Below are 25258 nucleotides of genomic sequence, written 5' to 3'. Positions count from 1 at the left end.
GGAACTAAATTCTCAACACCAACAGTTCCACCGCCTCGTATTTCTGAGGAGGTGTCGTCATCATCTTTTTCAAACCATCATACGCGATATTCAGGTCAAAGTCACGTATACCACTTTGCCAGGCTCCCAGAATCTGAGAGATCGGATGCATGGCAACCATAACACCGGTATGTTCGATTCCGGCAGGGTCCGTATTGAACCATCCGCTATTCTGATATAACTGAATAGCCGAACGAGCCCATTGGCTGGATATTTCAGGGGTAATCAAGTTAAACAACTGCTGGTTATTCCAAAATGTATTCCAGTATTCACCACTGACAATACAATCATCCGGTTTCTCCAACTGCCTGATCCGCTCGTCTTCATCTACAAAACGACCATCCGCATCGCTCCAAGTTGCTTTAGCTGCCAGGGCACGATAAAGATTCGTATAGAATTTTTTCTTTTGCAGGTAATCATCTGTTTCAATCGCTATCCTGCCCAGATATTCGTCCCAGACAGAACGAGCGTTATCCACGACTTTCTCAAAATCCCAGCCAAACGGATCAGCCAGTTCCTGTTTCAGGTTATTCCGTGCCCCAGCCATATCAACCAGAGAAACACCCGAGCGGACAAGAATCTCTTCATTCTCCTTCGTCTTATAATTTAGGAAAATACCGACATCACCTTTGCCGTCTATCTGCGTGATATTCTGTTTTATTTCAGCAGGAGTCTCAAACTCGTGATTCCTATTCCATCCAGGGATATAACCGGTTACCGGTTTAACACCTTCGTTCACCCATCCCCCCATCGAGTCAAAAGGCTTACTAAATTGAGGACAAAATATAACGTATAACTCTGCTCCAACGTATAACCGGTAAATGCATTGTAATAAGTCGCATATCCTTCTATCTCAGTATCATTCACTTTCGTGATATGCGCATTCACCAGATTATGCGGATACTCGTTGGGAGTAAACATATCGATCAGAATCCGGGCATCTTCCCTGGCCGGAAAAATATACCGTTGCAGGGCTGCACGACGCGTTGCCGTAATCTCCGCCTTAATCTTTGTGTCGGTCATATAAACGGAATATCTGCCTATTTCAGCTTTTTCGGAAGCCTTATCGATACGCGAACGATAACCTTCATCGGGAAAATCCTCCCGTCCGGGATTTACTTTCAGTTCCCCACAGGTAGGCTGCATCAGGAATCCGGTCATGGTCCAGTCGCTGAAATGATTGAAGCCCATGATATTTTCAATCGTATATTCATATCCGGCTTTCCATATCTCATCCTGGTTATCAGGGGCGATCTGCACCATACTCAACGGGAGACTCGGTCCGGGTTTAAACATCCAACGTGAATTACCGGTACCCATCAGCAGGTCGACATCATCCGAATAAGAATGAAGAGGCTGCCGGCTACGGGTAATTTCTCCTTTATAAACAATCTCCTTGCCATCCTGAATCGTGAACTGCAAAGTTTCCTGTTTGTCATTGGTCTTAGCAGCAGGCATCCATATCTCCTGGATACTCTCGCCCGTTTCAATCACACGCGAAACCGGCTGGCATCCCTCTATCCGGAACGTCAGTTCCCGGGAATGGTCAAACTGGTTCATATCCACCAGGACCGGTTGCATACGTTCCCCGTTTTCTTTCCGGTATTCGAACGGAGCTGCTTTGACAGAACGTATCAGGGAAGAAGAGGCTTTCCCCAGCCGGATGCCGGCCGGTGCTTCCAAACGGATACAATCAAAAATCGCCCAGGTTCCTTTAATTGTTCCCAACTGGATTTTATTCATCCCGGCAGTAAGCCACGCAGCAGGAAACTGTATTTTTATTTCTTTCGCCTTTCCGGTCTCCTTATTCGTAAGTAACTCTCCTGAGTTTTCTCCGTTCAACTCCTCCTCAAACCGGTTACCGTTTATCTCTACCCGTATCTTCACAGGATGGCTGTTATGCGCCCCGGTAAAGAAAAAAGTCAGGAAACATTCTCCCTGCGCAGAGACCTTATCCAGATTAAAAAACACAGCAGGGAAATGGCGGGGATGGAACCCGGCCCAATATCCGCCGCCAGCCCAGCTATCCAGTGGTCCCGGCAAAACATAAGGCCAATGCTTACCGGCCGACGAATAACCGACATAAAAAGATTTCTCCCCTCCGAAATTAGCCAAAAAACTATTATAGTTATCGGGATACAAAGCAAACTCGGCAGCTGAATTATCCTGCTTGCCTATTTCAAAAAGGACCTTATTCCCGGCATATAATCCGGAAGACGATAAAAACAAGAATAGAAATAAGAATAAATGTTTCATTTCGATCATTAGAATTACAATCTGAATAACTAAAAAAACTGTTTTGAATTTATCTTTTGTTCTATTCTTTCTATTAAGGAAACCAAACAGTAAATTCAAAACAGTTTCTAAATTACAAAATAAAAGTAACCTTCACTACTGAAAAATAGCAAATAGTTGCCTATTTGATGGATTATTATTGTTTTTTACTTCCAATAAATCAGTATCCCGGATTTTGTTTTATTTTTCCCTGAGATTCATCTATGATATTTTGTGGAATAGGGAATAATTCCATATGTGGTTGTGCTGATGTATAGCCTTCTTCATGAGCCGTAGAAATCAGTTTTCCATGACGTATCAAATCCCTGCGACGATGTCCTTCACAAAATAACTCTCTCCCTCTCTCATCTAAAATGAAATCACGGAATGCATCTTTGCTAGCTGTGGCTACTGCTGGTATTGAATTAGGTAAGCCTACCCGGACACGAACCTGCTCCACATAAGAAATAGCTTCCTGTGTAGGTCCATTTTGTTCATTGATAGCTTCGGCTAATTCCAGTAACACATCCGAATAACGATGAACCACCACATCATTGCCTGAATATTCGGTTGTCTGTTTCGGATCTTCAGGATATTTGAAAGGAAGAGCTCCCTTTTCAAGATATTGATAATTATCACGAGTCGCTAACACTGAATCCGTAGCCCCTTCCGGCAAATATTTAAACTCTCCAACCAAAGAATTCAAGCGATCATCCCCCTTTTCATATTTATCATAAAAACACCAGGGAGTGTTATGAACATACCAACGTTGTATTTTATCGTTTTTCAGGGGATATCCCGGAGGTGCAATGTGCGTCATCCACATATTTCCTTCCCCCCCTTCTGAAAGACAAGGTATAGCCCATATGATTTCATTATTTTTAGCATTTTCAACAGAGAAAACGGAAGAATAACTTGGCTGTAAGCTATATCCCAGCTTCAAAATCTCTCGACAAGTGGCTTCTGCTTCCTGCCAACGCTTTTCTTGCATATACAACTTCACCAATATGGCATAAGCTGCTCCTTTAGTAAAGCGTCCCCAATCGTTTGATGCGTAAGTCGAAGGCAATACTGAAGCCGCACTTTTCAGGTCATTCTCTATCAACCTAACGAATTCTTCTTTGGGAAGGCGTTCCAGGATCACTTCATTCTCCGGATTACGTAATATTTCCGGGTCCATTACAACTCCCGCCGTTCCATAAAAATCATATAACATAAACATATACTGGCCACGAGCACACTGTACTTCCGCTATCAGCTCCTGTTTACGGGTTTCATTCATCGGAGTACGTTGCAGATCATCCATCAAAAGAGTTACCCTGCTGACATGTTTTATAAAGTTAGTATAATGTTTCGTCACGTTCCCCTCCGTAGAGGACCATAAGAAACGTTCCACCACCTCCAGGTCGTTCCGCTGTAATCCCATTTCGTCTGTAACCAGATTGGATTCCATAAAATAACTGGCGACATGGGCACTGAATATACTACCGCCCCATCCTGCTACAAACGGATTATATATAGCCGTAACAGCGGCCCGTGCATCATCTTCATTCTGAAAATAATTTTCCGGAATAATCTTGTCATTCACTACAGGATCCAAATCCAAACAAGAGGTCAGCCCCAAAGTACAAACAGCCAACAATGATATTGTATTTTTAAAATAAGTCTTCATAATCTATATTTATCAGAAAGTTATATCAACGCCAAATGAAACAGTCAATTGAGTCGGATAAGCTGCCATGCTATCCATTTCAGGGTCTACACCGCTATACTTCGTAATAACGAACGGATTCTGTACATCCCCGTAAACACGAAGATTCTGTATGACCTTATCCAGATTCTTGATTTTAGGCAACGTATATCCCAACGTAATATTCTTACAACGAAGGAAATTCGCATTTTCCAACCAGAAATCAGAACTCCGGTCGTACGGATTCATGATGCTGGAAGGATATTTGCCAGTCGGATTATCATGCGTCCAACGATCCTTTACAGCAACAGCCATGTTCACTCCATTTTTCAAGAACCAAGAACGTTTCAAATACCAGTCATAAGCTGGATTTTCCAATTGTCTGCCGAAATAACCATAGAAGAATATATTCAGGTCAAAACCTTTATATGCAAATGTATTACCAAAACCCAAATAAAATTTAGATGTTTTCGTTCCCAGGTAAATGATATCGGCATCATCCAGTTTACCGTCCGGCCCTTCCTTCAGGTTTCCGTTTTCATCACGTCCATTCAAGTCTTTATATTTAATCATACCCGGTTTAGCATTAGGCATATGGGGTAATTTACAAGTACCATCCGGATTCATGTCTTCCGGCTGTACCAAACCGTCGGATATATACAGATAATAGGGATTCAACATATCTTTCTCGCTTTCATAGATCGCTTTCTTCCATTGAGGATTTCTTTCCAGCCAACGGTCACGATACAAAGAAAAGACAACATCAGTCGACCAAGTAAACTCACCGATCAAATTACGGGTATTGATTCCCAATTCGAAGCCTTTACTACCTTTCGCTCCGATATTGGCCATCACTTTGCTTATCGGATTATATTGCATCAATACTTTTTCATCCAACAAATCATCCACACGGCGAGTAAAGAACTCCATAGAACCGGTAATTCGATTCTGGAAAAAGCCGAAATCAAGACCGACATTCAATTCCGTAGTTGTTTCCCACTTCAAATTCGGATTTGCCAACTGGCTTTGTGCTACACCTACAGATTGCTGGTCGCCGAAATTATAATTATAACCCGTCGAATACAGAGCCAATGCATTATTTCCGATATTAGAGTTACCAGTCTGTCCTAGACTGACACGCCATTTCAAATCGGAAATAAGATCCTGTTCCTGCATGAATTGTTCATTGACCATACGCCATGCCAAAGCCACAGACGGGAAATAACCCCACTTATGATTCTCTGCAAACTTTGAAGAAGCATCACCACGCATAGTGGCAGAGATCAGATAACGATCGGCATAATTATAATTTACACGAGCAAAAACAGACCCTAATACCTCTTCACTACCATACGAGCCGACAGACGGTTTCGTATTTTCACCGGCTGCCAGGTTATTCCATTTAAAAGCATCCGTGATAAAACGGCTATTACCCGCATTAAAACCATTGGAAGAAAAATGTTGATAAGAATAACCGGCCATTGCAGAGAAATTATGTACCTCATTGAATGTCTTCGCATAAGAAGCAGTCAGATCAAACAACTTGCTTGAACGGTTAGAATACGATTTAGATGCTTCACCTCCAGCTTTCTGGCCATATAATGTGGTTTTAGGCACATACGTATTACGTTCGCCTTTTTCTTGTTGGAAACCGGCATTCATTTTTAAATCCAATCCTTCAAACGGTGTAAGAATCAAATAGAAATTTCCTAATAATTGATTAATCGTACTTTCATCAGTCATATCCAACAGAGATACAGCATTTGCCAAATAAGGCTGGTCCGGATCTAACGTATAATTACCTTCTTCATCATAAATAGGAATAGAGGGATTAGCATTCATAGCAGCCCTGATAACTCCGGCATTTTCATTTCCTCCATCTCCCAACGGCACATTATCGCTCTTTACCTGGCTGGCATTGAAGTTAATGCCTGTTTTAATATATTTCCCTAATTTCTGATCAAAGTTGGCTCGACCTGAATAACGCTGAATGCCATTATTCTTAACTACTCCCTGATGATCATAATAATTTCCGGAAATATAATAAGATGTCTTATCCGTCCCTCCGGTCAAAGACAAATTATGCTGTGTGATGACACCGTTTCTTTCCACTGCTCCCAACCAGTCTGTTGTCTGAGCATTGGCTATCTGATCCGCTGAATATTTCGGACTAAAAGGTGCTACTGTTGACGGATCCGTGTTTCCATAAGGGCCAATCTTATTATCAGACAAATAGTCTTCATAAAGAACCCGGTTTGTTTCTGTCATGAATCCTTGAGCATCAAGCATATCTATCTGTTTGACTCTTTTCTGAAAAGAAACAGAACCGGAATATTCTACTTTTGGTTTTTCACCTTCTTTACCGCGTTTAGTCGTGATCAATACAACGCCATTAGCAGCCCGAGCTCCATAGATAGCTGTCGCAGAAGCATCTTTCAGAATTCCAATAGAAGCGATATCCGCCGGATTGAGATTATTCAAAGGTGACTTATTGCCGGAACTATATCTGTTACCACTTCCGGCTCCATATTCTCTGTCGAGATAGGAAAACCGTCAATCACATAGAGAGGACCGCTATTTCCTGCACCGCCGGACGCATTGCCACGAATCTGCATCCAAACACCGCCACCGGGCTGTGCGCTTTGTAACGACACTTGCATACCGGCAGCCTTTCCGGTCAACATCTGTCCCAAAGACATATTGCCTGCCTGAGGCAAATCCTCAGCCTTTACCTGCGTGATCGCACCGGTCAGATTACTTTTTTTGACGCTACCATAACCGATTACCACTACTTCTTCGAGGCTTTTTGTATCCTCTTTCATTGTTACATTGATAATTGTTTTATCTTTTACAGGGATCTCCTGTGTCAGGTAGCCTATATAAGAAATTGAGAGTACAGCGTTAGATGGTACATCCAACGTGTAGTTGCCATCCAAATCTGTTGTTGTTCCATTAACCGTTCCTTTAACAAGGATGTTGACCCCAATAATCGGTTCCCCGTTTGAATCGGTTATTACTCCGGATACTTTTTTCATCTGTTGGGGTTCTGACAGAGCCTTTGAATTGCCTACACTTCGTAAAGAAATATAATTATTGGCAAATTCATAGGAAATACCCAAATTCTTCAATGCATTGTCCAAAACCTCAGAAATCGTCTTGTTCTTTGCATTCACTTTTACCATCAGGTTCAAATCAATATCATTCTCGCCATAAATGAAAAGGTAGTTTGTCTGTTTCTCTATTTCTGTGATCAGTTTATCCAAAGAAACTGTCTTTTCGTTGATTGTAACCCGCACATTCTGGGAGTTGGAGGTCGTTGCATGGGAACAGAATACGGCAACGAGAACTAAAAAGATGGATAATCTCATAATACGAATAAAATGCTTTATTCCAATATCTTTGCATACGTTGAATAATAGCAATAAGTTTTTTTTCATAACTTTGCTTCTAATTTAAAGTTTATACTGTTTTTATCAGAGTTCAAAAAAGAAATAGTATTACTTTCAGGGACAGATGTACCACCATCTGTCCCTTTTTACTATTCCTCAGGAATAATTTTTCTTATCTCATAGGCTATATGTGTTTTTAATGGTGAAACATATTAATAAATCTCTATCCGGTTATCATTCTCATGAATTCTGAATTTGAATTTATGTACTCCCTGGAGAGCTTTCAATATATATTCAATTTCATCACTCTGACGAAACTTACCTGAAACTTTACGATCCAGATTCGTAGCCCGGTTTAATTCAAATTTTACATTATACCATAAAGAAAGGTAATTCAATATCTCAGAAAACGGAACACCTGCAAATCTAAATATTCCATTCTTAAGATATTCCTCATTGTCAAAGACGTGAGATATTTTGACAAGGCAATTATTTTCCAAATAAGCTTTTTCATTGGGCTTAAGTATCATACTATCATCCTGATTTTCCCTGTTGTAGACATGTACTGAGCCTTCAACCAAATCCGTTTCAAACCGGGGAGATTCCGAATAGGCAAAAACATTGAATTTTGTACCCAACACTTTAACATCATATTTCTGTGTCTTGACAATAAACGGTCTTTGGGGATCTTTACAGACAGAAAAATACCCCTCCCCATCTAGTTCTATAATACGATTATCCTTATTAAACTCATTGGGTACAATAACTTTTGTCCGTGGGCTAAGCCACACCTTTGTTCCATCCGCCAATGTTATGTGAACACGTTGACCGGCCGGAACATCCACCTGTGTATAGAAAGATTGTCCTGACCCTGTTCCATACTTCGTCATCAACCAGGTTCCAGCTACAGCTAAAAGAATCACTGAAGCATATCTCAACATATTAAAAATAAGATTCCGGTATTTCTTCCTGTTTACTTTTTCATACAACTCATGCATCTTTCGAGAACTCCATTCCTCATCTCCTCTCTGAGAGGCCATAGATGACAAGGCAGTCAGTACCTGTAACCGGGCATATTCCTGCCTGCTCTTCTCACTGGCATTGATTTGGTCAAAGAGTTTGTCTTTTTCAGTAACAGTTGTTTCGTCTGTCAGGTATTTATATAGTTGTTCTTCCATAAAAAAGAATGAGTTGTTTTAACTTATAACGAAATAAATAAAAAACCCCCCTACATGAAAATTGAAAAAAATGAACTCGGTGAGATAAATACTAGATAATAAATATAAATAAGGGAAGATAATCCTTCAGCTCAACTCTCAGTTTCCGGATCGCGGTCGTCATTTGATTCTCGACTGTTTTTGTAGATATATTCAGCTTTTCAGCAATCTCCCTGTTTTTCAGGCCTTCCATCCGACTGAGGATAAAGACCTCGCGACATTTCTCCGGCAAAGAGTTTATCGCATTATTCAATATAATTTCTATATCTTCATTTGAAAGCGCGTTTTCGTCAAATTGCTGTAAAGCATATATCTTAAGTTGTATCTCCTTATCGAAAACAGTTTTGAATTCTTCTTTCCTGCGCTCAAGAAGTTTTTGCTGCCTTAACTGGTCTATACATTTGTTTTTTACCAACGTAAACAGGAAGGCGTTCAAGTTTGTCAATGTATTCAGTAGCTCCTGGTGTTCCCATAGATAAATAAAAATGTCTTGTATAATATTTTCTGCATCTTCTGTAGACAAAACGAACTCACGGGCAAAACGTACCAACTTTGGAAAGTATATAGAATATACTCTCGAAAAGTCAGACTTCTTATCATTTTGTATATGTAAGTTTACTATATCCATTTGAAGATTTTCCGGTAATACAGGTAAAAATATAGAATTATTCCATTAATAATCTATTTTAACGTATTATTTTAAAAAAGATAGAAATAGATATTGTATTAAAAAAATATTATTCCAAATCAGAAAACTAGCAGAATGAACAAGAATCAGCCTATCTTTGTTTCTTTGGAAAACATATACATTTCAAGACGTGAAAATATTAATAGTATGCACAGGCAATAGTTGCCGCAGCCAGATGGCACAAGGATGGTTACAGTCTTTCGATAAAAATCTGAATGTTTGTTCAGCCGGGACAGAGCCTGCCAAAGAAGTAAATCCGTTGGCAATCAAGACAATGAAGTCCTCAGGGATCGACATCAGTCATCACACGCCCAAATCGATCCATGAATATCTGAACGAACCCTGGGACTATGTTATTACCGTTTGCGGTGAAGCAAACGAAAATTGCCCGGTCTTCAATGGGAAAGTAAGGCAGCGCCTGCATATCGGCTTTTATGATCCTTCAAGAGCCCAGGGGACTCCCGAATTCATTGAAAGTGAATTTCGCCGGATATGCAATCAGATCAAGACCAAGATGTATGATTTCTATACCGACGAAATACTCAATGGTGATGGCGGGCCAACCTGTACCTGCGGGGCGAACAGGTTTTGCAGATGTAACTGATACGAACAGGAATAACAGCCGGCAAGCTACCAGACAATCATTTATTTGCCGGCATTCATTACTCCCGAATCATTATCCTGGTTATATATCTTCTTCCCGTTACTCTGGTATTTACGACCGAACCGGAAATTCCAGGCAAGAGTCAGGAAAAAGGCATGAGAGCTTTCATTGATATAATTCTCCTTGTACGAGGAAACATACTTATTCCAGTTTTCATAAATCCGTTTATAGTTATTGGCAAAAGGATTGATCATACCGGCTCCAACTGAGAACTGTTTATAATTATACCGGACCATCAGCATATGAAGATTCTCTCCGCTCGACATTTTCTCTCCCCAGAAACTATTCCGGCGGTTGTAAATACTGAACATAGCCGTCAAATGTTTATACTGCCCCATTATCTCTGCACGATAATACCAGTTCGTATAGGTATGCCGGTAATCTTTCCCATCACTCCAGTAACGGTTCACGCCTCCGCTAAGAGAAAATTGCAGAATATTCCATAACATACCGGCCCGCAGGTTCAACTCGCCATTCAAGGACTGAAAACCCTCCTGATTTTCATAAGTATGAATAAACATGCCATTCTCAATAAAAGTAGATTCCATTATCGCTTTCGGAGCATTCCGATAACGGGAAGACAAGCCGACAGAGACTTTCCCCTTCCGGTATTCCATATACAAATCAGCCTGGTAACGGTTGTACGGATTCAGATCCGGATTTCCCCGCTGTATCTGCATCGAATCAATCAGCTGCTCGACAGCACTCAACTCCGACAGTGCCGGCGGATTGTTCGCCAGGCTGCCATTCAGGCGCGCATAGAAATTATCAGAGAAAGCATAACGGAAAGAAAAACGAGGCCAGAACGTATAGGTCTGATAACCATCTTCCCCTTCCTGTTTCAGCCATGAACGGGTAACGCCCACACCCAACGAATAATTGAGCTTTTGCCATTTGCCCTGAAACTCGGTATATAAATAGGTATCCAACTGTTTCATCTCCGTTTTATATGTCACATTTCCATCATAGGTATTCTCCGAAAAGGCTTGTGAATGTTTCAGTCCTGCACTTAACCGGCCTTTTTCAAAGCCCTTTTCATAAATACCTTCACCAATCACGGAATATTTATTCCCTTTTACACCGGAGTAGATACCGGTCAGCAACAGATCGTTCTGCTTTTCCTGATAAGTACGCCTGGAGTCGGTGTAGATATATGTTCCGACCAGGTTGAGCGCCAGAAACTGTTTATGCTTCAGGTTCTGCTGATAATATAAATCAACATACGGACGATGTGTGTATGTGTTATTGTTGTCCCGCATATCCGTTACATGGTCCGGATACTCAACGTTATACAACTCACTTCTGTAATCCGTATGCGGTTGCAGATACCCCCAGTAACCCAGCTTTGCATTCAGCAGGTATTTATCCGGTTCTTGATAATTATAGGTGAAAGAACCGCCATGATTCAGTTCCTGAAAATGTCCGGACTGCCCTTTTTCATACCGGTGCAAAGAGGAACCATCTTCAAAGAGGAAAGATTCTTCGTTCGTGCGCCAACATTTGTAAAAGTCACGCGGACTGGCATAATAACTCAGGCCAAACTCCGATTTCTTATGATTCAGTTTGGCTGATATTTCATCATTATGGAATACTACATGCGGGGAATTCATCATATCCAGGCTGACGGAGCCACCTGTTTCGTACCGGCGGGTGATATAATTCAATACGGCTTCGGCATCTCCGTAACGCAGGCCGGGATTCTCCAGATATTCAATACGTATGATATCATTCGGCTGCAATGCAGAAATATCTTTTGCATCCACCTTCGCTCCATTCAGACAAAGCTGTACGGAGCCGCCACCGGAAACACTGATATCCCTTGTCATCGGATTCACCTGAATGCGCGGTAACATCAGGGCCTGAAGCAAATTCACCCCATTTGTAGAGGCTGCCAGCTGTTGTTTATTGGGAAATACGATCTTACGATCCGCCCGGTTGACAATATTGGCGGCTGTAACTGTCACCTCATCGAGTTGTTCCGTAGCTTCATTCAATGTTAGCTTTCCCAAATCAACTGACTTGGAAAGGCCATTCAGATCGGTTATATTATCTGTATACCCAATAGCGGAAATAATCAGACGATAACTACCTGTTCCTATTTTTTCCAACTGAAAACGTCCCTTCGTATCAGTCGATACACCTGTGACAAAAGTTGAATCGAGCGTTTGCAACACGACATTGGCAAATTCAACAGAGGCATCCGTGCTTCCATCTGTCACCATTCCGGAGATCTTTATCTTTTGCGCATAACATAGACTGACTGACAGAACAGCACCTAAAATAAATAGATATATTCTTTTCATATAACATAGAATTTGAGTGATTATCTGAAGGCAAAGGTAGAGCCTCCGCAGTAGACAACCTTAAATTCCATGTGGACAAAGAATACCGGATACCTGTACAATTATGCACAGTTAAACACCTAATAAACAAGCAAATAACAGAGTCTGTATTTTTCAAGTGGACAAATCACCCCATCAAAATCCCCACAGATAGACATCGGCCGGTTGATCCTTCCCGATCAACTCGTTTTTCCCCTGATTAATCCGCTCCTTTATACGCTGTTTCCGTTTGGTGACAGAAGAGGGAGCAATACTATACAACCGGGCAATAGCCGAAGTGGACAGTTGTAATTTAATCAGGCAGCAGCACTGGATATCTTCTTCCGTCAGCAACGGGAAAGAAGCGCGAAGCCGCCGGGTGTAACTATTAAATATCTTATCTATCAATTTATAAACGGCAGGCCAGTCTATATCCGACAGATTACGGACTTCTCCTTTGTACAAACGTTCCAACTCTTTATATTGCAAGATAACCTGAAGAGACAATTGTTTCGTGCTGGTTGTAAGCGCTTGGTTTTGTATGACCATCCGCTCATACGAATCCATTTCAACATTTTTTTCCGGGATATTCTGAGCATATCGGGTCATTTCCTGTTGCAGCTGCTTCTTTTCCCGGTTCAATAGCTCATTCTCCTGACGGATCCGTTCAATTTCAGAAAGCCGGTCGTTCAATTGCTGTTCGACTATTTCTTCCTGCTCTGACTGGCGGGCTGACAATTGTTCGATCGCCTCCTCATTTTGCCGGATCAGCTGTTCCTTTTCGCTTAATGCAATCTGGTGCAGTCGCATCTGTTCTTTCATCTGCCGGATAAAACGTTCCTTCTTCAATAATTTACGTTGGTATAAATAAGCCAGGAAGAAAATCAGGCAAGCGGCTGCCGACAGGATATAAAGAGCCAGGCGGTGGTTCCGGTCTTTTTGAATCTTCAGATTCAGATTTCTCCGTTCCAGTTGGTTCTGCACAAACAACCGCTCTTTTTCTATTGCCACATTCCTTCTTTCCACCGATGCCACCTTTTCACAAAAATCATAGACAGCAATGATATTCAGAGCATTATTCTTCTTTACATCATAAACACTACGAAGCAGTTTCTCCACATAAAAAAAAGAGGTACGATATCCGTTCCCGTAATAATCCCGGGGGATTAAATCGCAACAATGTTCCAATTGTTTCAGGTAAACCTCCGCAGAATCCAATTTCCCCAGATTTAACCAAAGACATACATAAGTAGCAGTCTTTACAATACTATCATGCAGATGTTTCGGAGGATATTCCTGATCTAACTTCCTCATCAGCGGCAAAGCCTTTTCACTCTGGTGAAAAGCATTCAAACCGTCTATATAATTACGGAGAATCGAACTTTTATCAGCCTGCAGCTCTTCCGCCAGTTTAAGTGCCTGTATCATACAATGCTCCATTGAGTCCGGTTCCTGCCGGGAAGCGTAATAACAACCGAGACCATACAAACAGTACATCATCTGCAACGAATCTACAGCATAATAATCGAATATAATGTGCTTAACGTCTTCAGGTACCAGAGAAAGATTCCCCGGAAGCAGATCATGATAACCCAAAGTCGAAGCAAGTTCCACCAGCAAAGTGGTATCTTTATTGTTTGCTGCAATCTGTATTCCTTTTGAAATAAACTCTTTAGCCTCTTCCCTTTTATCTCCCGAATAGTTCACCTGCATAGCAGCTAACATATATGCTTCTGTCAGACGAGGGGATTGTTGTTGCTCATAACAACGAAGTGTATAATGAATCAGCGAATCATTCACCATATTCCGTCCCTGTCGTTGATGCAGCCGGGTGATCCACCAGCCATATTCCGCCCGAGGCTATCCGAGAGTTCGGACGGAATGACCTGCTCTTCCAGTATCATCGCCAGGCTGTCCGGATTTTCCCGCAGCAGACGTTCAGCCAGACCTTCATCCGGAAAGAAAGCCTCCTGCCGTCCCCACTGACAGGAAGGTAAAAGGACAGTAAAGAACAAGATCAGACAGCAGATGTATTTCATACGAGCGTTATTATAAAGGCTACAAAGATAATGATAATACCCCGGCAAAAGAAGCCTGTGAATAAAGTCTGACCGGTTTACCTCAAAAATATCATTATAATTATTTCATAATAAGCATATTATAACTACATTTATACTATTGTAGCGAAAGTTACAGTAATATTGACTACACCATCTTTCACTCCGAAAGATTTACTGGCTTTTTATACAGTAACCGGAGGTGTTGCACGGTATATAGAACTATTAATCAGGAGCAAAGCTTTTATAAAAGAGAAAATACTGAATACAGAAGCGCAGTAGAAATATCACATGTAAGGATTGATTAAAACCCTTACACAATTACGAGACACAAAAGTAATACGATAACATCGTAATTCATTAAAAAGTCGTATATTGCACCCCGTAGCAACAATACAAACATCAATACGGCAAAACGATGAAGAATAAATTTCAAACATGGACGGCGGTAACCATGATAACGGTCCTGTTCGCCTGCGACAATAAGTCCGGACAAATAAATTATTTAGAAGAAACCCCGGTAGTAGCAACACGCACACTAATTGACGGGGAAGAGATGATTGAGTTGGATCCTGCGCTGCTGAAAGATACGATGGTAATTCCGCTAAGTTACTTTACGGAAGAACTTCAGATCATCAAACTCGACGGGAAAGACGAAGCACTGACAGGCGCTCCCTATGCGTATGTTTCAGATAATTATATTATGACGGGAATGTCGGGAAATACACCTTTCAAGCTTTTCGACAGACAAGGTAACTATTTGGCGAATGTCGGGAGCATCGGACAGGGACCCGGAGAGTATCGGTCGGTATATGCCGCAAAGATCGACGAGGCAAGCCAACGCATCTACATGTTGCCCTTTTTCGGCAGTCAACTGTTGGCATACGATTTCGAAGGAAAGGCCTGCCCCTCCATCCCGTTGGCACATGAAAGGGTAGTTGGAAAATTCGCTTTGCGCGGTGATACGTTGCTGGTACTCGCCTCACCACAACCCAAAAACTTCACCTCATGCGTCTGGACGCAGGATTTGGCTGGAAACCTAATTCACGAGTTTCCTACCAAACGGTTAGACTTCGACTTCCGGGGTGTGACGGTCGTTTCAAACCAAAATGAAGATAAGCATGTAGATCTAGCTTCTGGCTACCGAATGCCCGGCTGGATTCGCTTTACGAAGTAAATCTGGAAAAAGGCAAGCTGATCCCCCGCTTCACTGCCCATTTCAAGGGTGATGCGCTGAAACCACATATGTATGGCGAACTTCCCGGCTATTTCGTAGGGGAAGCCATGGGCCAATGGTGGCAGTCGACCGAAGATAAAGACGGGAATATTCAGCAAAGATTGGCAGGTGACGCTCCGGCCTACTATATCGTAGATAAGCAAACATTGAAGGGAGCCTTCTATGCAATAGAAAACGATTTTCTCGGTGGAGAACGTTTGGAGAATCCCCTTGCATTGGAAGATGGCTGCTACACAACTTGCCTAGATCCCGGTGAACTGTCAGATCAGCTAGAAAAAGCCCTTCGATCCGACCGCCTTTCTGAACAGCTACGGAAACACCTTACCAAAGTGCAAGCAGACATCACAGAAAATGATAACAACTATATCCTTTACGCCAAGCTGAAACAGCGGTAAGTCTGCTCCCGGTAGTGTGTAGGCATTCGGCCAACGAACAAATACACGAAGGAAAGGAAAAAATCATTCTCATGAATGGCTTATATCATATACTTTTCTTTATCTTTGCAAAGATATGAAATACCATTTTTTCATAGTCTGCTTTTTAGCCGGAATAAATCTGTTATTCTCCTGTTCGCCAAACGTATCTTATCCCGAAGCAATGCAAAAGGCCATACGTTGTATCGAGCAAAATCCGGATAGTGCCCTTACATATCTTTCTTCGCTCGACTCCGTCATCCGGTACGAGCCAGAAGAGACAGAAATGTACCACGGATTACTTACAACTAAAGCTAAAGACAAAATGTATATTATACATAAGTCCGATTCGCTGATGAGAAAAATAGTTCATTTTTACGACTCCTTTGGCGATAAAGAAAAATTAATGGAAGCTTATTATTATTTAGGCTCCATTTACCGGGATATAAAAGACATACCACAGGCGATAACAGCTTTTCAACAGGCAGTTGATGCAGGAAGGAATAGCCAGCAATATCTTATTTTAGCTCAGATTCATACACAGATGGGGACTTTATTTGCCTATCAGTCATTGTATGAGGATGCCTTGAAAGTATATAAAAAATCGTATATTTATTATCTAAAACAAAAAGATGAGTTAGGACTTATCTACGCTTTACGAAATCAAGGACGAATGTACGAATCTATGAGCCAACCTGATAGTACAATACATTACTATCAGGAAGCCTATGAGAAAGCTCTTAACTTTAATGATCAAAAGGTAATCAATTCCATATCAAAAGAATTTGGAAATGTTTATCTTGATTTAGGAAAACCTTCTCAGGCAATGAAGTTATTTTATTCCATCCCCGAACAAAAAGATGATGCTATCTATTTATATGGATTAGGTTCTGCTTACTTATTAACGAACCAATTCGATTCAACCCAATATTACTATCTGGAAGCATTAAAAGAAGGAAAAAAGAATCAAAACATTTACTTGATAAGTTCCATATACAAAGCATTAGCAACAATAGAAGCCCAAAAAAGTTATTATTCATCTGCTTTTAATTACGTACAGAAAAGCCTGGATCTAGAAGATTCTATCAAAAAAACAACTCGCACAGAAGCCATTGGTAAAATACAATCTCTTTATAATTATCGGCACACCGAACATGAGAATCAACAATTATTGTTAAAAAACAAAGAGACACAGATATACATTTATTTGCTGATTATTGCATTGCTACTAATAGTTGGGATTACAGCTCTCTATATCAACTATACAAAAAAACAAAAACGCATTGCAAAAGAACAAACAAATAGACTAGATCAGCAGAAAAAAGAACAACATAAATATAGCCAAGAGTGTCTACAAAAGAATAGAAAAAAAATAATAGAAATAAAAAAAATGCTTCAACAAGCAAATGAAGAAAAAGAGAAGAAGAGTTGCTATCAGATCCTGGCTCAAAAAAAATTGCAAAAAATACCAACTTTAAAAAGTCAATTAACTTTATTCGAAAAAAAACTATTGGAAGCTCAAAAAGAAATATTGATATTATCGAACAACTTAATAGAGGCAAAAAAATATGAAGCACTAATATTAAAAAACACCTTTGAAAATTCATCTATATACAAACGATTTCACGAAGCATCCTGTGAAGATAACTCGACGAAAATTAATAAAGAAGACTGGGACATTTTAAGACACGAAATTGATAAAGCATATAATAATTTCACAGATCGAATAAAAACATTGTATCCACCAATAACAGAACAAGAACTTCATATATGTTATCTGATCAAAACAAATATTACTCCTACTGGAATGGCAGAAATCCTTTGTCTTTCTACATCTGCTATCAGCAATGGGCGTGCCCGTATGTATAAAAAGATATACAAAACAGATGGCAGAGGAGAATTACTCGACAAACTAATCCTTGATTTTTAAAGTTAAAAAAATCTTTCACTAGTGTCTGGAGAAATATTACCAGATTATATTAGAATTTTAATACGATCAAACAATTTGCATATGGGAATTTTCTCGAAAAGAACCAATCCAATGGCATTAGAAATAATATAAAGACTTTGTTCTAGACAAGTCATTAAACAAGAAACGGTATACTGTTCCTCAAAGAATCGGATTATGCCGAGCTGAACAATTGTACCCATTACCGGACAGGCTACTAATTTTGTTTATTCATGTTATTTTCTATTTCTGTCAAAGCCTTAGTAAGATAATAACCGGATGATATTTTTTTATTGATATTTTTTATATTTTCTCTCATCTGATCATAGGTCTCCGCTGAGATAGAGGGTAATATAGAATCTAATTCATCCAACGAGTTAATGCAGATCCCTATTTGATTATTTGTGACAAAAGAAGCTAAAGCAGCTTCTTTCCATATGATTAAAGGGAGATTACATTTGATATATAAAGATACTTTGTGAGGATTGTTAATCTTTAAATATTCTCCATAATTGCCCGAACAAATTGAAATACTATCTCCATCCCATATTAATCCAAAATGAGCACACACATCTTCAATAAGTTGTTCAGATGGTACGAATCCATTGTAATTGAAATGTTCTTTGTTAGTTATTTTATTGTTATCAAAGCCATTGCCATAAAGTTCAAATTGCCATTCAGATATAATATGCTCCATTTTATACAAAAATTTATTTTTTTTGTAACCTAAACTTCCTGCATATATTACTCTGATTGGAGAGGTTTTGATCTTTATATTTTTGTTGTTTTTAGAAGAGGATAGATAGTCAAATATTTCTAGTTCTATTATTGTTTTTTTGATTGTTTTTTTGAGCTTTTGGGTCTGTAACCAATTTTTCATATTACAATTATGTGCGACTAAATAATCTGAATTATTTAATCGCTTAATTTCTTTTTTGGCAGATATTTTTTTTCTTCTGAAAGTGCCAAGATCATGAATTATTGTGATAACTTTTCCCCCTTTAGCATGAGTAATATGACAAATGAATGTGTAATATTTTTTGAAAGGATACTGAAGTACTATACAGTCGTTTTTTGAGATAGTAAAAAATACTTTTAATACACCGATTAAAGTCATTATAAATCCAATGACTTTATTTGAATAATGTGTTTGTGCTAACCCTGCATTTTTGTATCCAAGATTAGCGAGAATGGTTTCTATGTCAGTTTTTGCCTTGTTACCAGCACTGTTTATTTCGTTGTAATTTTTAGATAAATAGAATTTTCTCATAGGATTGTTATATTAATAGTTCTTTTTTTGCAAGTGAAATAGCTTCTGCAATTGTATCATCCATATCAAAATAGGCATATTGCCCTAGTCTTCCTCCAAAAATAACATTGGAAGTATTTGCTGCAAGATTCTTATATTGGTTTAAACGTGTTGAATTCTTTTCATCATTTATGGGATAATACGGTTCTTCTGATGATGTATATTCCAATGGATATTCTTTTGTTATTATTGTTGTCGCCTGCTTTCCGAATTCAAAATGTTTATGCTCTATGATTCGTGTATATGGAATTTTAGCTTCATTGTAATTAACAACGGCATTCCCTTGATAGTCTTTAATATTCAAATGTATATGTTCAAATCTCAAACTTCTGTAATCCAGTTTACCATATATGAAATCAAAATATTCGTCAATACACCCTGTAAAGAGTATTTTTTTTGCAATACTATGAAAATAATGTTTATTATCGAAATAGTCTGTTTGTGTATATGTCTGTATATTGTTTAACAGATTGTTAATTAGTTGGCTATATCCGTCTTTGGGGATGCTTGATAAAGATCATTGAAATAATTATTATTGTATGTAAAGCGGATTGGGACTCTTTTTATTATGGAGGCTGGTAATTTGTTGGCAGGACGTCCCCATTGTTTTTCTGTATACTCTTTAATTAAGGTATAATATATATCATCACCACATAGTTTTAAAGCCTGTTCTTCCAGATTGGATGGCTGAGTTATCTCTTTATATTTTTTGCATTGTTCCTGGATTTTATTTTTTGCATCTTCAGGAGTAATGACATTCCAAAGCTTGTTAAAGGTATTCATATTGAAAGGAAGATTGTATATATTTCCTTTATAATTGGCGAGAGGAGAGTTTATAAAATTGTTGAAACTGCAAAATCTATTTATATATCGCCAGACATCTTCATTATCTGTATGAAATATATGTGCTCCATATAAATGGATTTTTATTCCATATGTGCTCCATATAAATGGATTTTTATTCCATCTTCCTCTTTTGTATATATATTTCCTCCTATATGATTACGCTTTTCTATAACAAGACATTTTTTTCCGTATTCATTCATTATTTGAGCGAATACAGATCCAAATAATCCGGATCCGACAATTAGATAATCGTACATGAAAATGAAATTGAGATTGTTTATAAAATAATAACCTTGTATATTCTGTTTATTTTAATTGAATAGAGAGTTTGGGTAACAATATATTCCTAGCTGATAAAGTTTTGCTCCTGCTTTTCCGTAAATGCCGTGCATTTGGAAGCCAGAAACTCCAAACTCCAACTCTGTTCGGTTTGCTCCTCCGGGACCACCAAATACATGGACTTTGTCGAGATTGGTAGTAAAAGCAACATAATCAATTTTAGTACCACTATGTACTTCAATTTTTTTGATATATTCATTACTACTAAGGAACATCCATGATTCTGCTCCACCATTACCCCCGAATTGTGGAGAATTTGTGAATTTATCATTATCGCTAACCCAATATAATTGAATAGCATCAATAACGGCTCCATGCCTTACTTTTATGGCATTGATTTTCTTCCATTTTTCTCCGTTATATATAACAGCCGGAGCATCAAAAGCGACGCCGCTGTCACTGCCCCATGGACCAAAAGCAGCAGCATCAGAAGATTTTGTTCTTATATTATCCATAGGTTCTTCGGTGCTGACCGATTTCAAATATTCTATTTCTTTTGAATAATCCGGTCTGTTGTTATTATAATATACAGTTTTCCCTTCATACTTTTTTGCTAGTGTAGCTTCAAAAGAAGCTAAATCTGTTGTATTATCTGTGATAGTATTCTCTTGTTCATTATTACAAGATACTAATAAGCAACAGATACCTATCGCTAATGTTGAAATAATGGACTTCATGTGTATTTGTTTTTTAATTAGTTATATATGAATTTACAAGGTTATTTTTATTTGTAAGTGGCAGTAGTGTATGGTAATTTGAAAGATAGAATCTTAACAAGTCTTATTTCGTTAAATACCAACTTATTGGTTTGTTGTTCTTTGTCAATATTACCTGATAATAGCCATTCGGTATATCTGATAGAGGGATAATTTGTTCCTTTTCAGCTGGAATGGATATCATATTGATATAGATTGTTCTACCATTTGGATCAATTATTTGAATGCCAATATTATCCCATTGTTTATCGGAATAAATATGTAGGTTATTTTTTTCTATGGTTAAGAAGATAGTTACTGATCGCCTATCCATAGAATCCCAAGTTGCTTCATGCGCATCTACTTTTGTTAGAAGCAAAAGAAAGAAAAAGCATACTGTCAATAAAGTCTTTATAGTCATCTTTCCCATTAATTTAAATTTGTTATTGTTTAATGACAAAAGTAAGACTGAATATCTACGGAGCAGGAGAAATTGAATTTACAATTGGTGTAAATTGAGTTTACAATTTATAAAGAATTTGCACCAGTGTCCGGATAAATATTCCAGACTATTAATTAATAAAGTTGTATTTCAATGATTTAAGGATACATAGAGTTTAAACGTCTTTACAAAATGTCCAGCCGCAGAATGCATTTTTTGTGCCCAAGCTAAAGACAATATAGCTTATGAGGTCAAAGAAGAGTATGAGGTAGATTCTTTCACCGGGTTTATCTGTAATCAAGCCATTATGCTTACAGGATAGAATAAGGCTGGGTGTATGAAGGTTTTGAATTAATAATCCCACAAAGTATCTTTACATATCCTTACTCCTTCGCGGCCAACACATAAACCCTGTGCGTTTTATATCCCATCTCACGGATGATACCTTCTTCCAAAAACTGTTTCAGTTCTTTGCCTGCCCGGTAACGAGTACAATTGTTCAACTCTGCATAATCCGATTCATTGATGCTTTCATGCTTGCGGATATATTCCAACATCTTTTCTTTCCGGGTTTCGATGGGTTCGGAAGAAACATTTTCCCTTTTTACTTTCTTGGGACGTTCTTCTTTAACCATCTCCTTCAAACGGTTGGAACAGCGAAAATTCACCCCGTCGACAGAAACACTAAACCTGATTTTTCCGTTTTCCTCGGAAATTTTCCGGGTACGCAACGCCGGGGAGAAATGTCCGATCCCCTCCAACTCGATACTATATCCGTAGCCAAGTTCCCTGCCCATATATACGGTCAATGCTTCCAGCACACCTTTTATATCGGCCGAATTAACCGTACAAGCATCCGAGAGATCTCTGCATATCTCTTCAAGACCTTTTGTTCCTCTCGAAACAAGACGTGCATGTTCTAACGTATCTTTACTCCCTTTAGGCCGGGGAGTCTTATAAACACTGAATTTGATACTCATGGGAATTAGATTTAAAAGGTTACGTACGGTGTCTTTCGGGATGCCATACTGTATTAAATTTTATGCCTTACTAACTTATTGCCGACAGCCATCAGTAATATAACTGATAGCTGTCGGCAAAATTACTGATGGCTATCGATAATCTTATCGAAACCAATCGGCAATCAGTTTGTTGCGGTACAAATATACAAAGGAAAGGGATAAATTATTCTATATAACCAACATTATACATTATAATACTCTTCCCATCCTTTGCGTGGCGGCTGTCCGCTCAGCATCTGGTTGGCAAAGCTGTCATTGACGATCTCTTTGGTGGTGCGGTCGAGAACTAACTTGCGGTTCAGGCGCTGTGCTAATACACCCAGGCAGAATACCTGGCTCAGCGGACCGGCGATAGAGAACGGTGAACGGGGCTTTTCCTTGCCCTGGCAAGCCAACAAGAAGTTCGCGTAATGGTTGGAAGGACTCTTCTGGTATTCGGGAAGGGTCGGATTCATCTCCTTGGCAATCTTATCAGGGATGACAGACAATGTACTGCCATGAGAACCGCCTTTGAATGTCAGCGTCTTTGTATAAATTTCCTTACCCGGATTCAGTTTCATCAATTGCAGTTTGCCGCCGGCCACAGTCGGAATATTCGGGTCGACATCCGAAGAACCGAAGTTCTCAGGAACAGGAGGTATATTATCCAGACCATCGTACCAGGTAACATCTATTCCCGGCATATCGCCTCTTTCGGGGAATTTGAACAGGATAGTCGACGACATCGGGAAGAAGAATTTATTATGATCTTTCAGATACAACGGGTTGATCTCTGTTGGCAATCCCATATCCAGGAATTCGTGTGCCGTATCCAGAATATGTGCACCCCAGTCACCCAGCGCCCCCATACCGAAGTCATACCAGCAACGCCATTGTCCCATGTGATAATCATGGTTATAGTCATGATGCTGCACTACCCCCAGCCAGGTATCCCAATCCATTGTTTCAGGAATCGGTTCTCCCATCGGCATATGCTTGATATTCGGATTCCATCCGTGCCAGCGGCGCGGAGAGTTCATATGAGCGGTGATAGCTGTTACATCCTTTATCAGACCAGCTTCTTTCCATGCCTTGAACTGGAAGTAATTAGCTTCGGAATGTCCCTGGTTACCCATCTGTGTGACCACGCCATATTTCTTTTCACCACGCATCATCAGTTCTATTTCCTGGAAAGTACGAGCCATCGGTTTTTCAACATATACATGTTTGCCGTGGGCCATTGCCTCGATTGTGATCGGGAAATGGGCGTGGTCGGGAACCCCCACTGTCACAGCATCGATCTTATCCGCCATCTGATCGAACATCTTACGGAAATCCTGATAACGGGGAACTTTCGGGAACATGGAGATCAGTTCCTGCGTATGCTTTGCCCCCATATCCACATCGCAAAGGGCTACAACATTACACAATCCGGTCTTATACAATTCCTTGGCAATTTCACCACCCCGGTTACCAATGCCAATAAATGCGATATTAACTTTCTCGTTCGCACTAACGAACGGTACACCCGGCATTGCACCAGCCTTCGAAGGGATCCAAAACGAAGGTATTGCAGTAGCTGCCGATAATGCCAATGCCCGTTTCAGGAACGAGCGACGTGAGATGTCTTCTGATTTCATGGTATTCTATTTAGATAATTAATTATTGTCTGCGCAAACATTAAAAACATCAACTTCGCAAAAATAGATATTTTTTGTTGATTTGAAAGGAATTAAGACAGAAAGTTCATTAATTATCCGAAAACTTTACCAAGCATTATTCACTGTATGGTCAGCCAGTACCGTTTCCACCATCTTTCTGTAAACCTCGACACCCGTTGCTATATTCCTGGAAGCATCGGCACTTCCCATGCCATAAACCACCAATGGCGTCTGCCAGGTCATTCCAGCATGTATTGCACATCCCTGATAAGGACGCAGAAGTTCATCCATTGTGAAACAATTCCTGCCTCCGCTACGGTAAGCGGCATACTCCGAACCTGTTGTTGTGACGATCTGCAACGGTTTGCCGGCTACAGCTGGTGTCTTTGCCAGGGAAGTAAAGACCTCGTCCAGCCATCTTTTCAACAGCGAAGGCGCTGACATCCAGTGAAAAGGAAACTGAAAGACCACCATGGAAGCATCGGATATAATCGTGCTCCACACATTTACATCAAAAGACTGATCCTGATATTCATACAGATCGTATACCATCACGCCATCGATATCTTTTACCGCATCGGCTAAAGCCTTGTTAACCTGTGATTCTTTCAGATTGGGATGAGCCAAAAGAATTACCACTTTTTTTGAAACGTCATTCATACTATTGTGTTTTATAATGTAAAATCGTATTAAAACATAAGCTTTCACAAAGCTAAACAAATCCATGAAAATACATCAGGGAGATTTAGATTAAAATTACCACCATTATCTAAATAACAATTGATACATAAAAAAGCATTTCAGCGGGAGAGAAAAACACCAGATAACAAAACATTTAACATATTGAAACATTAAAAAAAGGCTTGACTCTGCAAATTAAAAATTAAGGCAAACAAATGAACTGTAAATATATAGTCAGTCATTTTACATTTTTCTAAATGATATTGTTCTAGTAGAACTATGGAATTATGTCAAAAAGAAAGTATGCTACATTGCTTAAAATAGAATAAATCTATTTTTAAATTAGT

20 protein-coding genes and 1 pseudogene are annotated in these 25258 nt (G+C 39.5%); 4 read left to right on the top strand and 17 right to left on the bottom strand.

What is annotated here, in order from left to right:
* Window positions 1-4: 4 nt before the first annotated feature.
* The 7 genes from DXA15_RS27650 to DXA15_RS15850 form a co-directional block, all read right to left on the bottom strand.
* On the bottom strand, window positions 5-790 hold the full coding sequence (locus DXA15_RS27650) for a glycoside hydrolase domain-containing protein (RefSeq protein ID WP_255419968.1): 786 nt from the start codon (window positions 788-790) through the stop codon (window positions 5-7).
* A complete protein-coding gene (locus DXA15_RS26715) occupies window positions 775-2295 on the bottom strand; it encodes a polysaccharide lyase family protein (RefSeq protein WP_233567340.1) in 1521 nt (506 codons plus the stop codon). Before DXA15_RS26715 ends, DXA15_RS27650 begins: the two co-directional genes overlap by 16 nt.
* Before the next feature lie 199 nt (window positions 2296-2494).
* On the bottom strand, window positions 2495-3985 hold the full coding sequence (locus DXA15_RS15870; protein ID WP_128134653.1) for a RagB/SusD family nutrient uptake outer membrane protein: 1491 nt from the start codon (window positions 3983-3985) through the stop codon (window positions 2495-2497).
* Between the two features lie 12 nt (window positions 3986-3997).
* Entirely contained in the window at window positions 3998-6484 is a 2487-nt protein-coding gene (locus tag DXA15_RS15865; RefSeq protein WP_128134652.1) for a SusC/RagA family TonB-linked outer membrane protein, read from the bottom strand.
* The gene (locus DXA15_RS15860; RefSeq protein ID WP_128134651.1) at window positions 6481-7440 is read right to left on the bottom strand and encodes an STN domain-containing protein; all 960 of its coding nucleotides are present in this window, start codon (window positions 7438-7440) and stop codon (window positions 6481-6483) included. Before DXA15_RS15860 ends, DXA15_RS15865 begins: the two co-directional genes overlap by 4 nt.
* A 164-nt stretch (window positions 7441-7604) precedes the next feature.
* On the bottom strand, window positions 7605-8570 hold the full coding sequence (locus tag DXA15_RS15855; RefSeq protein WP_128134650.1) for a FecR family protein: 966 nt from the start codon (window positions 8568-8570) through the stop codon (window positions 7605-7607).
* Between the two features lie 91 nt (window positions 8571-8661).
* Entirely contained in the window at window positions 8662-9237 is a 576-nt protein-coding gene (locus tag DXA15_RS15850) for an RNA polymerase sigma-70 factor (RefSeq protein ID WP_128134649.1), read from the bottom strand.
* A gap of 190 nt (window positions 9238-9427) precedes the next feature.
* Here DXA15_RS15850 and DXA15_RS15845 point away from each other — a divergent pair, with 190 nt between their 5' ends.
* On the top strand, window positions 9428-9901 hold the full coding sequence (locus DXA15_RS15845) for an arsenate reductase ArsC (protein WP_128134648.1): 474 nt from the start codon (window positions 9428-9430) through the stop codon (window positions 9899-9901).
* Between the two features lie 41 nt (window positions 9902-9942).
* On the opposite strand, the gene DXA15_RS15840 is transcribed toward DXA15_RS15845, so the two are convergent.
* The 3 genes from DXA15_RS15840 to DXA15_RS26710 form a co-directional block, all read right to left on the bottom strand.
* On the bottom strand, window positions 9943-12264 hold the full coding sequence (locus DXA15_RS15840) for a TonB-dependent receptor (RefSeq protein WP_233567339.1): 2322 nt from the start codon (window positions 12262-12264) through the stop codon (window positions 9943-9945).
* 174 nt (window positions 12265-12438) lie between these two features.
* Window positions 12439-14085: a hypothetical protein gene (locus DXA15_RS15835; protein ID WP_233567338.1), complete on the bottom strand. Its 1647-nt coding sequence runs from the start codon at window positions 14083-14085 to the stop codon at window positions 12439-12441.
* Window positions 14079-14321, bottom strand: coding sequence for a hypothetical protein (locus DXA15_RS26710; RefSeq protein WP_233567337.1), 243 nt, complete (start codon window positions 14319-14321; stop codon window positions 14079-14081). Before DXA15_RS26710 ends, DXA15_RS15835 begins: the two co-directional genes overlap by 7 nt.
* 436 nt (window positions 14322-14757) lie before the next feature.
* On the opposite strand from DXA15_RS26710, the gene DXA15_RS15830 reads away from it, so the two are divergent.
* The 3 genes from DXA15_RS15830 (at window position 14758) to DXA15_RS15820 (ending at window position 17919) form a co-directional block, all read left to right on the top strand.
* Window positions 14758-15516: a 6-bladed beta-propeller gene (locus tag DXA15_RS15830; RefSeq protein ID WP_128134647.1), complete on the top strand. Its 759-nt coding sequence runs from the start codon at window positions 14758-14760 to the stop codon at window positions 15514-15516.
* A gap of 107 nt (window positions 15517-15623) precedes the next feature.
* A complete protein-coding gene (locus DXA15_RS15825) occupies window positions 15624-15971 on the top strand; it encodes a hypothetical protein (protein WP_128134646.1) in 348 nt (115 codons plus the stop codon).
* Between the two features lie 373 nt (window positions 15972-16344).
* Window positions 16345-17919, top strand: coding sequence for a hypothetical protein (locus DXA15_RS15820; RefSeq protein WP_128134645.1), 1575 nt, complete (start codon window positions 16345-16347; stop codon window positions 17917-17919).
* Window positions 17920-18154: 235 nt separating this feature from the next.
* On the opposite strand, the gene DXA15_RS15815 is transcribed toward DXA15_RS15820, so the two are convergent.
* The 7 genes and pseudogenes from DXA15_RS15815 to DXA15_RS15785 all read right to left on the bottom strand — a co-directional run bounded on the left by DXA15_RS15815 (window position 18155) and on the right by DXA15_RS15785 (window position 24890).
* A complete protein-coding gene (locus DXA15_RS15815) occupies window positions 18155-19207 on the bottom strand; it encodes a galactofuranosyltransferase (protein WP_128134644.1) in 1053 nt (350 codons plus the stop codon).
* A gap of 7 nt (window positions 19208-19214) precedes the next feature.
* A pseudogene (gene glf, locus DXA15_RS15810) lies at window positions 19215-20355 on the bottom strand (UDP-galactopyranose mutase).
* A 48-nt stretch (window positions 20356-20403) separates the two neighbouring features.
* On the bottom strand, window positions 20404-21108 hold the full coding sequence (locus tag DXA15_RS15805) for a jacalin-like lectin (RefSeq protein ID WP_128134643.1): 705 nt from the start codon (window positions 21106-21108) through the stop codon (window positions 20404-20406).
* Window positions 21109-21211: 103 nt separating this feature from the next.
* On the bottom strand, window positions 21212-21556 hold the full coding sequence (locus DXA15_RS15800; protein WP_128134642.1) for a DUF3244 domain-containing protein: 345 nt from the start codon (window positions 21554-21556) through the stop codon (window positions 21212-21214).
* A 395-nt stretch (window positions 21557-21951) separates the two neighbouring features.
* Window positions 21952-22548 carry an HU family DNA-binding protein gene (locus DXA15_RS15795; protein WP_128134641.1) on the bottom strand — a complete coding sequence of 199 codons (597 nt, stop codon included), beginning with the start codon at window positions 22546-22548 and terminating at the stop codon, window positions 21952-21954.
* 224 nt (window positions 22549-22772) lie between these two features.
* The gene (locus tag DXA15_RS15790) at window positions 22773-24209 is read right to left on the bottom strand and encodes a Gfo/Idh/MocA family oxidoreductase (protein WP_009860298.1); all 1437 of its coding nucleotides are present in this window, start codon (window positions 24207-24209) and stop codon (window positions 22773-22775) included.
* Between the two features lie 126 nt (window positions 24210-24335).
* Entirely contained in the window at window positions 24336-24890 is a 555-nt protein-coding gene (locus DXA15_RS15785; protein WP_128134640.1) for an NAD(P)H-dependent oxidoreductase, read from the bottom strand.
* Between the last annotated feature and the right edge of the window lie 368 nt (window positions 24891-25258).

It is taken from the genome of Parabacteroides sp. AM58-2XD, assembly GCF_003463685.1.
Lineage (GTDB): Bacteria > Bacteroidota > Bacteroidia > Bacteroidales > Tannerellaceae > Parabacteroides > Parabacteroides segnis.
Note: the sequence above shows the minus strand (reverse complement) of the source record. Positions and strands in the feature narration are given on the sequence as shown.